Annotated in this window: 10 protein-coding genes; 6 read left to right on the top strand and 4 right to left on the bottom strand. The window is 69.4% G+C overall.

Annotated elements, in window-relative coordinates; genetic code table 11:
• Positions 1 to 19: 19 nt before the first annotated feature.
• Entirely contained in the window at positions 20 to 505 is a 486-nt protein-coding gene (locus tag F8M74_RS19950) for a PaaI family thioesterase (RefSeq protein ID WP_090484353.1), read from the bottom strand.
• Between the two features lie 117 nt (positions 506 to 622).
• Between F8M74_RS19950 and F8M74_RS19945 the strand changes: the two genes are divergently transcribed.
• Together F8M74_RS19945 and F8M74_RS19940 are read left to right on the top strand one after the other, a co-directional pair.
• The gene (locus tag F8M74_RS19945) at positions 623 to 2,971 is read left to right on the top strand and encodes an ATP-dependent helicase (RefSeq protein WP_141255568.1); all 2,349 of its coding nucleotides are present in this window, start codon (positions 623 to 625) and stop codon (positions 2,969 to 2,971) included.
• A 105-nt stretch (positions 2,972 to 3,076) separates the two neighbouring features.
• Positions 3,077 to 3,541 (top strand): hypothetical protein, encoded by a 465-nt coding sequence (locus F8M74_RS19940; RefSeq protein WP_141255567.1) that lies wholly within the window; start codon positions 3,077 to 3,079, stop codon positions 3,539 to 3,541.
• Between the two features lie 28 nt (positions 3,542 to 3,569).
• On the opposite strand, the gene F8M74_RS19935 is transcribed toward F8M74_RS19940, so the two are convergent.
• Positions 3,570 to 4,661, bottom strand: coding sequence for a PQQ-binding-like beta-propeller repeat protein (locus F8M74_RS19935; RefSeq protein WP_141255566.1), 1,092 nt, complete (start codon positions 4,659 to 4,661; stop codon positions 3,570 to 3,572).
• Positions 4,662 to 4,696: 35 nt separating this feature from the next.
• Between F8M74_RS19935 and add the strand changes: the two genes are divergently transcribed.
• The 4 genes from add to F8M74_RS19915 all read left to right on the top strand — a co-directional run bounded on the left by add (position 4,697) and on the right by F8M74_RS19915 (position 8,877).
• Positions 4,697 to 5,857, top strand: coding sequence for an adenosine deaminase (add, locus tag F8M74_RS19930; protein WP_090484346.1), 1,161 nt, complete (start codon positions 4,697 to 4,699; stop codon positions 5,855 to 5,857).
• A gap of 81 nt (positions 5,858 to 5,938) precedes the next feature.
• On the top strand, positions 5,939 to 6,718 hold the full coding sequence (locus tag F8M74_RS19925; RefSeq protein WP_141255565.1) for an SDR family oxidoreductase: 780 nt from the start codon (positions 5,939 to 5,941) through the stop codon (positions 6,716 to 6,718).
• A gap of 161 nt (positions 6,719 to 6,879) precedes the next feature.
• Positions 6,880 to 8,304, top strand: a complete 1,425-nt coding sequence (locus F8M74_RS19920; RefSeq protein ID WP_141255564.1) for an RtcB family protein — start codon at positions 6,880 to 6,882, stop codon at positions 8,302 to 8,304.
• 30 nt (positions 8,305 to 8,334) lie between these two features.
• On the top strand, positions 8,335 to 8,877 hold the full coding sequence (locus tag F8M74_RS19915; protein WP_141255563.1) for a hypothetical protein: 543 nt from the start codon (positions 8,335 to 8,337) through the stop codon (positions 8,875 to 8,877).
• On the opposite strand, the gene F8M74_RS19910 is transcribed toward F8M74_RS19915, so the two are convergent.
• Positions 8,874 to 9,395: a GNAT family N-acetyltransferase gene (locus F8M74_RS19910; protein ID WP_141255562.1), complete on the bottom strand. Its 522-nt coding sequence runs from the start codon at positions 9,393 to 9,395 to the stop codon at positions 8,874 to 8,876. The two genes, F8M74_RS19915 and F8M74_RS19910, sit on opposite strands and share 4 nt — an antisense overlap.
• Positions 9,396 to 9,402: 7 nt before the next feature.
• Positions 9,403 to 10,632 carry a glucose-1-phosphate adenylyltransferase gene (glgC, locus tag F8M74_RS19905; protein ID WP_141255561.1) on the bottom strand — a complete coding sequence of 410 codons (1,230 nt, stop codon included), beginning with the start codon at positions 10,630 to 10,632 and terminating at the stop codon, positions 9,403 to 9,405.
• Positions 10,633 to 10,808: the final 176 nt, after the last annotated feature.

The raw sequence follows: 10,808 nt of genomic DNA, 5'->3' as shown, positions 1-10,808 counted from the left end.
GGGGCGGGGTGGGCAAGGGTCAGTTGACGGCGGGACTGTCTCCCGACGCCCAGCGGAGGTTGGAGAGCTTCACCACGCCCTGGCAACGGCCGCACACACGGCCTTCACCGTCGTACACCCGGGCGGTGGCGAAGAGGAGGGACACCGTCTGGCTGTCGATTTCGGACTCCACGCGCAGACTGTCGCCGGTGACAGCGCGCTCGAAGCTCATGGACAACTGCACGGTGGCGCAGCGCCGGCCCGGGTCCACCAGGGCGCCGGTGCAGCCCACGGCGTAGTCGAAGAGGGCGGCGAGGATGCCTCCGTTGACTGCGCTGGCGCTGCCAGCGCCGCCCCGGTGTTCGGGCCGAAGTTCGGGGATGGTGACGACCACCTTCCGGCCCTCCGGAAAGCTGAGTTGCGCGCCGAAGAGGCGCAGGGTGAGGCTCTGGGAGAACTGCTCGGCGTAACGGTCCAGGTCAGCCTGGGAAGGCCTCGAAGGGGCGCCGGACGTGGAGTCGGACATGGAGTCGCACCATTATATAAGCGCACCGCATGCCTTGGGGGCCGGGCGGCCGGGCGGGACTGCGGAAGGGCGCCCATTGGTGGGGGAAAGACGTTAGAAGCATGGGTTCCCTCCCGAATGTCTCCCGCGAACCCACACGAATCCGCCCTCCTCGAAGACCTCAATGCGCCACAGCGCGAGGCCGTGTTGCATGGTGACGGCCCCCTGCTCGTCCTGTCAGGGGCGGGCAGCGGCAAGACGCGCGTCATCACCCGGCGCGTGGCGTATCTGGTGAAGGTCCACAACGTCTACCCGTGGCGCATCCTGGCCGTCACCTTCACCAACAAGGCGGCGCGGGAGATGCGCGAGCGCCTGGTGCAGTTGCTGGGGGCACAGGCGAACGAGCTGGTGGTGAGCACCTTCCACTCGGCGGCGGCGCAGATTCTCCGCCGCGAGGCGGAGCACGTGGGGCTCACCCGCTCCTTCGTCATCTACGACGACTCGGACCAGCTCAACGTGGTGAAGCGCGCCATGCGCGAGGCGGGCATCGAGTCCATGCAGCCGCGCGAAATCCTCCACCGCATCGACCAGGAGAAGAACGCGGCCCGGCTCCCGGAGCACATGCAGGTCGCGCCCGGCGACGAGCGGGGCCAACTGGTGCGCAAGGTGTACGCGGCCTACCAGGAGCGGCTGCGCGCGGCCAACGCAGTGGACTTCGGAGACCTGCTGCTCCTGCTGGTGACGCTGTTCCGCACCCGGCCGGACGTGCTGGAGAACTACCGGCGCCGCTTCCACCACGTGCTGGTGGATGAGTTCCAGGACACCAACCCGGTGCAGTACGCGCTGCTGAAGCAGCTGGCGCCGCCTCCTTCCGCCAACCTGGTGGTGGTGGGCGACGACGACCAGTCCATCTACCGGTGGCGTGGCGCGGACGTGGACAACATCCTCGGCTTTCCGCGGCAGTACCCCGGCGCGAAGGTGGTGAAGCTGGAGCAGAACTACCGCTCCGACCAGAACATCCTGGACGCGGCGCATGAGGTCATCCGGAAGAACACGCGGCGCATGGAGAAGAAGCTCTGGTCCGAGCGCCAGCGGGGCCAGACGCTCAACCTGATGCTCAACCGCGATGAGCGGGCCGAGGGGCAGGAGGTGGCGCGGCAGATTCTGGCACTGCAGCGGGAGGGCTTCATCAAGCTCTCCAGCATGGCGGTGTTCTACCGGGCCAATGCGCAGAGCCGCGTGCTGGAAGAGGCGCTGCGCCTGGCGCGCGTCCCGTACACCCTGGTGAGCGGACGCAGCTTCTATGACCGGGCGGAAGTGCGGGATGCCTCCGCGTATCTGCGGCTGATGGTGAACCCGCGCTCGGACGCGGACCTGCTGCGCATCATCAACATCCCGGCGCGTGGCATTGGCGACACCACGGTGGAGCGGGTGACGGACTTCGCCAACGCGCGCGGCGTGAGCCTCTACGAGGCTTTGTCCCAGCCGGAGCAGATTCCCGCGCTCAATGGTGCCGCGGTGAAGCGGCTCAAGGGCTTCCGCAACCTGCTGGAGTCCCTGACGGCCTTCGCCCAGACGAACGAGGAAGCAGCGGGCGCGGTAGACCAGATGCTTCGCGAGACGAAGCTGGTGGAGACGCTCCAGGCCGAGGGCAGCGACGAGTCTCAGACGCGCGCGGAGAACCTCCGCGAGTTCCTGGGCGCGGCGCAGGAGTTCGACCTGAACCGGGCGGCCGCGGCGGTGGCGGCCGCGGCGAATCCCCCCAGCGACGTTCCTCCCGAAGTGGACGCGGCCCCGCTGACGGCGGACGTGCCGGCGCTGCAGGCCTTCCTGGAGCAGATTTCGCTGGTGGGCGAGGCGGACGCGGAGGTGGGCGAGGGCCGGGTGGCGCTGATGACACTGCACGCGGCCAAGGGCCTGGAGTTCGACGCCGTCTTCCTCACCGGCATGGAGGAGAACGTCTTCCCGCACTCGCGCGCGGTGAAGTCCGAGTCCACGTTCTTGAACGAGGTCGCCTCGGCGGAGGGCGAGCCCTCGGAGGAGATGGCCGAGGAGCGGCGCCTCTGCTACGTGGGTTTCACGCGCGCGCGAAAGCGGCTCTTCGTGAGTCTGGCGCAGTGTCGCTCGCTGTTCGGTGAGCTGCGCTACAACGCGCCCAGCCGCTTCCTGCGGGACGTGCCGCCGGCGCTGTTCGGCATCAGCGAGCAGGAAGTCCCCGAAGCGCCTCGGCCCATGGTGCCCTCGACGCAGCGCAAGCGGACCTGGGATGAGGACGACGGGCCGCGCATCGACCGCTCGTACTCGCAGGCGTCGGACATGGACGGCGTGGGCGGGGACGTGCGCGGCATGCGCGTGCGCCACGAGCAGTTCGGCGTGGGCCGCGTGGTGTCCGCGGACGGCAACGGCCCCAACGCGAAGGTGACGGTGGAGTTCGGCGGAGGCGTGGGCCTCAAACGCATCATCGCCCGTTTCCTGATGCCGGGCTGAGAAGAGGTCACCCGAGTGGACAAGCCGGTTTGGAGACTTGTGGGAGCGGCAAAAGAAAGCCCGCGCGCCTGACAGGGCGAATGCGCTGGTGGCAGAGTCTGGCGCGTGAGACTCGCCTCGCTGACCTGGTGCCTCCTGCTGATGTGGTGTGGCTTCGGCTGTTCGCGAAGCTTCTCATCGCAGGACCTCGGTGTGCAGTACGAGCCGCCCTCGGGCATGGACCTGCGCTCCGTGGAGGCCGGGCCCCCGGCGCTGGCCCGCTTTGACGGGGGATTGGAGCTGCGCTCGGTGCGCGGCGCGGCGCCCGCCCTGGAGGCAGGCCCGGAGGCCGTGCTGGCGGCGGCGGGGTTGAAGGCGCCCGGAAAGTTGCTTCAGGACACGGAGGGCACGCTCCCGGCGGGGCCCGTGGCGCGCTACGAATTCTCACAGACGGGCGGCGCGCGCACGCTGGTGTACTTCGTGCCCAGGAAGGACGGCTTCGTCCTGGTTACCTTCTCCGCGCCCGAGCGTGACTACGGCACGCTGTCCGCCCGCGTGGAGCGCTCACTGTCGACACTGCGGACGTGGTGAAGCCCGCGGCGGCGTCCTGATGGGAGGCTCAAGGGTCGGTCTTGCGCAGCCGCCACGACAGCACGCGGCCATCCAGTCCCAGGACGATGACCTGGTCGCCGAGTACCACGGGGCGGGTGCGCAGCGGCGTATCCGCGCGGACCGAGAAGGCCTGCGCCCAGGTCGTCGTGTTCAACGCGATGAGCCGTCCCTGACGCCCGCTGGTGGGCACCAGCAGCAGGTTCTCTCTCACCGGCGTCACCTCCGAGACGAGCGGGTCGGGCAGCGTGACGCGCGTCACCTCCTTTCCCTCCAAAGGGGACAGGCCGACGAGCGCGGAGGACTCCCCAGCCGTGCCGACCCACACCGTTCCCAGCGCCAGCGAGGGGGGACTGCTCAGGGCCTCCGCGGGGGCCTGCTCCCACAGGGACGTGCCGTCCCCGAGCCGCAGCGCCAGGACGTGGCCTTGGCGGGTGCTCACGTAGAGCGTGTCCTGCCACAACGTCATCCCCAGCACGTCTCGGACGTTCCGCTGCCAGCGCTTCGCCCCATCCTGGGTGGCCAGGGCCATCAGTCCGGCGTCACCGAGCGCCACCACCAGCAAGCCGTCCTGGAGGACCGGCACGGGATATCCGCGGGGCGCGGCCGTCGGCTCGGGCTTTCCAGGTGGGGGGCGCTCCCAGTCCGTCTTTCCCGTGTCCGTGAAGAGGGAGCGGACCGCCCCATCCGGCGCGACCAGGAAGACGAATTTTCCCTCCGCATCCGCCACGGGTGCGGTAAGGACGGGGGGCTCTCCGGTGAGGCGCCACTGCACCGCGCCATCCGCGAGGCTCAGTCGGACCAGGTCTCCGCCCACCGTCCCGGCGATGACGCTATCCCCCAGCAGGGCCGGGCGTGTGGCCACCTCCCTGTCCAGGGCGACCCGCCAGGAGACCTGGCCGCTCCGCTCCAGGCGGACGATGGTGCCCGCCTCATTGGCGGTGAGGACGCCGTCCGGCAGGGCCACCAGCCCCGCTCGAGACGAGGCGTCCGTGGAATGGCGGAAGTCGCTCGTCGCGGGCTCCCGGCACCCCATGGCGGCCACCAGTGTCAGCGCCAGGGCGGGCAGCAAGGGCGTGCATGGACAGGCGCGAGACGACATGGTTTGGAGGATGACGCAAGGAAGGAACTTGGACCATGCCTACCATTCGTGATGATGAGATTCCCAGCGCCACCGGCATTCCTTCGTCCGCCCGTCGGACGGACTTCGTGCCGCCGCCCACGCTGGCGGTGACGGAAGAGCTGCTGCGCGCGCTGCCCAAGACGGACCTCCACTGCCACCTGGACGGGTCCATGCGCCTGAAGACCATCCTGGAGCTGGCCGAGCAGCAGAAAATCAAGCTGCTCGCCGACACCGAGGATGGGCTGGCCAAGGCCATCCACATGGGCGAGGTGTGCGAGAGCCTGGAGGAGTACCTCGTCGCCTTCGACGTGACGCTCTCCGTGCTCCAGACGGCCGAGTCCCTCTACCGCGCCGCCTACGAACTGGCCGTGGACGCCGCCGCGGAGAACGTGCGCTGGCTGGAGGTCCGCTATTCGCCCGCGCTGCACCTGCAGAAGGGCCTGAAGATGACCACGGTCATCGACTCCGTGCTGGAGGGCCTGCGCGCCGCGAAGCGGGAGACGGGCATCAAGTGCGGCGTCATCGTCTGCGGCATTCGCCACATCAACCCGCAGACGTCCATGCGGCTGGCGGAGCTGGCGGTGGCCTACAAGAACCGCGGCGTCATCGGCTTCGACCTGGCCGGCGCGGAGGCGAGCTTCCCGGCGAAGGACCACCGGGACGCCTTCCAGCTCATCCTCAAGAACAACGTCAACTGCACCGCGCACGCGGGCGAGGCCTACGGCCCCGAGTCCATCTCCCAGGCCATCCACAACCTGGGCGCACACCGCATCGGCCACGGCACGCGGCTGCGCGAGGACGGGGACCTGCTCAACTACGTCAACGACCACCGCATCCCGCTGGAGGTGTGCCCCACCTCCAACGTGCAGACGGGCGCCGTGACGAGCCTGTCGGCGCACCCGCTGAAGTTCTACTTCGACTACGGCCTGCGGGTGACCATCAACACGGACAACCGCCTCATCACCGACACCACGGTGACCAAGGAGTTGTGGACGGCGCACTCCGCGCTGGGCCTGTCGCTGGAGGACCTGACGACCATCCTCGTCTCCGGCTTCAAGAGCGCCTTCCTCCCGTTCCGGGAGAAGCAGGACATGCTGCGGGCGGTGAACGAGGAGATCGCCCAGACGCTGGCGGCCTTCGACCAGAAGCGGCACCTGGTGAAGCAGCCCGCTTGATGACGTGACGTCCGGCGTCCCGGCCCCGTGCGAGGTGCAGTCGCCTCGCGGGGGCCGGTGCTGGTCGCGAGGAGGTGGCACGTGGACCTGGAACTGGGCGGCAAGGTGGTACTGGTGACGGGTGGCTCGGAGGGGCTGGGAGCCGCGGTGGCCCGGCGGCTCGTCCGGGAGGGCGCGAAGGTGGCGCTCTGTGCCCGTGGGGCGGAGCGGCTGGAGGCCACCGCCGCGGCCCTGCGCGCCGAGGGTGGGGATGTGCTCACCGTCCAGGCCGACGTGTCGCGTGCGTGGGAGGTGGAGCACTTCGTGGATGCCGCCCACGCGCGCTTCGGGCGCATCGACGGGCTGGTGAACAACGCGGGCACCGCGGCGGGCAGGTCCTTCGCCTCGGTGAGTGACGCGGAGTGGGAGGCCGACCTCCAGCTCAAGGTCTTCGCGGCGATTCGCGCCTCGCGGCAGGCGCTGCCCTTCCTGAAGGAGTCGGGGAGCGGCGCCATCGTCAACGTGCTGGCCATCGCGGCGAAGACGCCCGGCGCAAACTCCACGCCGTCGTCGGTGTCTCGCGCAGCGGGGCTCGCCTTGACGAAGGCGCTGTCCAAGGAGTTGGGCCCCCACGCCATCCGGGTGAACGCGGTGCTGGTGGGCATCATCGAAAGTGGCCAGTGGGCGCGCCGTGCCAAGGAGGTGGGCAAGCCCGTGGAGTCCTTCCAGCAGGAGATGGCGCGTCACGCCGGGATTCCGCTGGGCCGGGTGGGGAAGGCGGAGGAGTTCGCGGACACCGTGGCCTTCCTGCTGTCGCCCCGTGGTGGCTACATCAGCGGCGCGGCCATCAACGTGGATGGCGGGCTGTCCGCGGCCGTCTGATTTCCCTTCGTCAGGAACGGGCCTGGTGCCCGTGTGTGGACGGTGAAGACGGTTTCGCGCCGTCTGGCGACCGCGGCTGCTGACCCCTGGTCCCTCATCTCTCCGTCACGTCCCCCTGGCAGGTCCATGCAAAGGACCCCGGGGCATTCCTGAGTTGGGTCATGCAGCCGAAACTGAACCGGCTTCTCCGGGCACTCGCCCGCGAGGGGCTCGAGGTCGCCTATGACGGCCGCCTCTATTCCGTCCGCCTCCTGGGTGACGCGCATGCGCCGCCCGCCGAAGTCCTCCTCCCGCCGGACCTGCCTGTGGAGGGCAAGGCCTTCCAACAACTCGCCCAGCTCGCGGCCCTGAGACACCCCGGTGGTGGCGAGGTGCTGCGGGTACGTGCCACGCCGGACTTCCACCCGGGAGACTCCGGGGTGGCCATTGGCTCGGTGCTCCACACGCGCGGGCTGGTGGTGCCCGGCGCCATTGGCACCGACATCAACTGCGGCATGCGGCTGCACGTCGCGGACCTCTCCGTGGAGGACTTCCTGGCGAAGCGGTCGGCTTTCGTCGAGCGGATGAAGGGCCACTACTTCTTCGGTACGCGTGACGTCACCATGGCCTCGCGGGCCTCCGAGGCGCTGCTGCGCGACGGCGTGCAAGGCTGGCTCCTGGAGACGCTGGAGCAGCCGCTGGGGTGCGCGGGACGGGCCGACCTGGCCCAGCTCGACGCGGAGGTGTCGCGCATCCACCTGGGCGGCGGGCTGCAGGGCCATCCGCGCTGGGCGCCCGAGTCCTTCACGCGCGAAGGGCTGGTGCGCGACGCGGGCCTGGCCACCATTGGCGGCGGCAACCACTTCGTGGAGGTGCAGCGCGTGGAGGCCGTGGAGGACCGGGCGCGGGCGTGGGACTGGGGCGTGCGCGAGGGACAGCTCGCGTTCATGATTCACTCTGGCAGCCGGGACGTGGGCAAGCACGTGGGCGTGGCCTGGCAGGACCGTGCGCGCCAGGCGTGGCCCTCGGGAACGCCGCTTCCGGCCAGCGGCATCCTCCCCCTGGGGGATGCGCGGCTCGTCACCGAGTATCTGGAGGCGGAGGCGACGGCGGCCAACTACGCCTTCCTCAACCGCCTGCTGCTGGCGGAGCTGCTGCGCCAGACGCTCCGGGAGCTCTTCGGGGACGTGGAGGCGCCGCTCGTCTACGACGTGCCCCACAACCTGACGCTGCCCTATGAAGGCGGCTGGCTGGCGCGCAAGGGCGCATGCCCGGCGGGGGCGGAGCAACCCGTCATCATCCCCGGCTCCATGGGGGCCACGTCCTTCCTCATGGTGGGGTGTGGGGATGCGCGGGCGCTGGAGTCCGCGTCGCACGGCGCGGGCCGCGCGCGCTCCCGCTTCTCCCTGTCGCGGGGCGGCGCGGACCAGAGTGAGGCCGCCCTGGGGCTGACCGGCGTGGACTGCATCACCCTTCGCGCGGAGCGCCGCGTCGAGGAGGCGCCCGCGGCATACAAGCCCATCCGTCCGGTGGTCGATGCCCAGGTGGAAGCCGGCATCGTCCGGGAGGTAGCCCGGCTCTCCCCCCTGCTCACCTTCAAGGCCTGAGCAGGGAGGGAAGGGGGCACGTCATTTCACTTGGCGTGCTCCCCCGTCTGCGAGTGGAATGGCCGCGCGGCGGGCCCACTGCCCGCACGGCATCTCACGCGGCATCGAGGGGAACTGGGGACCATGGAGAACACCTACGGAACGATGAACTCTCCCGGCGGAGCGGGCGCGAAGGAGGCCGTGTCGCTGCCGGCCATCCTGCTGATGGTTCTGTCCGCCATCACCGTGCTGCTGGGGCTCATCAACGTGCTCCAGGCCTTCGGTGGAGCAGACCCCGCCGTCGCGGAGGCGCTCAACAACCCCGACCTGCCCGAAGGCGCCCGGGAGATGCTGGCAGGGATGACGAGCACGGGCGGACAGCTGCTGCTCGCGCTGCCCACGCTGGTGCTCAACGGCATCGTCTTCTTCGGCGCGCTGAAGATGAAGAACCTGCAGAGCTACGGGCTGGCAATGGCCGCCGCCATCATCGCCGTCATCCCCTGCTGCGGCCCCTGCGCTTGTCTGGGCATCCCCGTGGGCATCTGGGCCCTGGTGGTGCTCAACAAGCCCGAGGTGAAGGCGGCCTTCACCTAGCCGCGGCGCCAGGCCGGCCATCGCCCCAGGGCCATGGCCGGCCGCTGCTTCTGCATCCGCACGAACGCTAACTGGACGTCGACCGTGAGAGTGCGCCGGGCGGAGTGGACGGAGGCATAGCCGTGCCGCTGATAGAAGTGTTCGGCGTTCAGGCTGGCGTCCAGCCCCAGCAGCGCCGCGTTGCCCCGCCACACGGCGGACTCCAGGGCCGACAGCAGGGCGGGGCCCACGCCCTGGCCCGCCTCGTCTGGCACCACGTAGAGCGCTTCCAACTCACCTGGCGCCGCGTCCACCTGGCCGAAGCCCACCACGCGCCGGCTGCGCTCCGCCACAAGCACCGTGCGCGGACGCTCTGGCCGCAGGTAGCCCTCCGGTTTCAAGAGCCGCACCCAGGTGCTCACCTCGTGCGGCGCGTACGCGCGCGAGCACAGGGCTTCCACGGCCAGGGTGTGGATGCGCCACAGCGTGCGGCGGTCGGACTCCTTCGCGGGCCTCAGGAGGAGTCCGTCCGCGCCCATGACCGTCTCAGGTCACCTTCATGCCCTTGGGAATCACCACGACGCCCCCGGGCGTGACGTGGAATCGCCGCCGGTCCTCCACCGGGTCGAACCCGATGGTCATCCCCGGCGGAATCTCCACGTTCTTGTCGATGATGGCCCGGCGGATGCGGCAGCGCCGGCCGATGGTGACGTTCTCGAACAGGAGGGAGTCCTCTATCTCCGAATACGAGTTGACGCGCACCTTCGGCGACAGCACCGAGCGCCGCACGCTGCCGCCGGAAATGATGCAGCCCTCCGCCACCAGCGTGTCCATGGCGTGGCCCACGCGGTTGTTCTGCTCGTCCGCGAAGACGAACTTCGCCGGCGGGTAGTTGTTGGGCTGGGTGTGGATGGGCCAGCGGTCGTTGTAGAGGTTGAACGTGGGGTCCACGTCCACCAGGTCCATGTTGGACTGGTAGTAGACGTCGATGTTCCCCACGTCCCGCCAGTAGCCGCGCTCCTTGGCCTCCTGGCCGGGGACCTCGTTCTGGGCGAAGTCGTACACGTACACCGGCGCGCGCTTGTACAGCTCGCTGATGATGGACTTGCCGAAGTCGTGCGCGCTCGCCTCATTCGCCGCGTCCCGCACCACCTCCTGCACCAGCACGTCGGTGGAGAAGAGGTAGTTGCCCATGGAGGCCAGGCACATCTTCGGGTTGCCCGGCATGGGCGGCGGGTCCTTGGGCTTCTCCAGGAACTGCCGCATCCGCCCGTCCGGCCCCACGTCGATGATGCCGAACTCGCGGCCCTGCTCGATGGGGACGGGAATCGCGGCCACCGTGCACGCCGCCTTCTTCGCGCAGTGGAAGTCCAGCATCTGGCGCGTGTCCATCCGGTACACGTGGTCCGCGCCAAAGACGAAGATGTAGTCCGGCTCCTCGTCGGTGATGATGTTGAGGTTCTGGTAGATGGCGTCCGCGCTGCCCTTGTACCAGTCCACCCCCGTCCGCATCTGCGCGGGGACGGCTTCCACGTAGTGGCCCAGGAACGCCGTCATCCGCCACGCGCGGGACAGGTGGTTGTTGAGCGAGTCGCTCTTGTACTGCGTCAATACCTTCATCCGGTACACACCGGAGTTGGCGAAGTTCGAGAGAACGAAATCGATGATGCGGTAGCGGCCGCCGAAGGGGACAGCGGGCTTCGCGCGCTCGCGCGTCAGGGGCTCCAGGCGCGTGCCAGCGCCTCCAGCCAGAATCATCGCCAGGACTTTGGACATAGGTGTTCCGGACGTTAGTCGTCCCTGGGGGGCCGGCAAGGGCACGTGTGCCCGCCTGCCAGCCATCGTTGAATGCCGAACCGCCTGTTCAGGTGTCCTGACCGGCGCTGGACGTCCCGACGCCTCGGGTTGTCGGGCCTCGCCGGGCGGCTGCTCCTGGGTGGCATGTGGGAGAA

Source organism: Myxococcus sp. CA023, from assembly GCF_010998615.1.
Lineage (GTDB): Bacteria > Myxococcota > Myxococcia > Myxococcales > Myxococcaceae > Myxococcus.
This window is presented reverse-complemented; position numbering and strand designations above follow the sequence as displayed.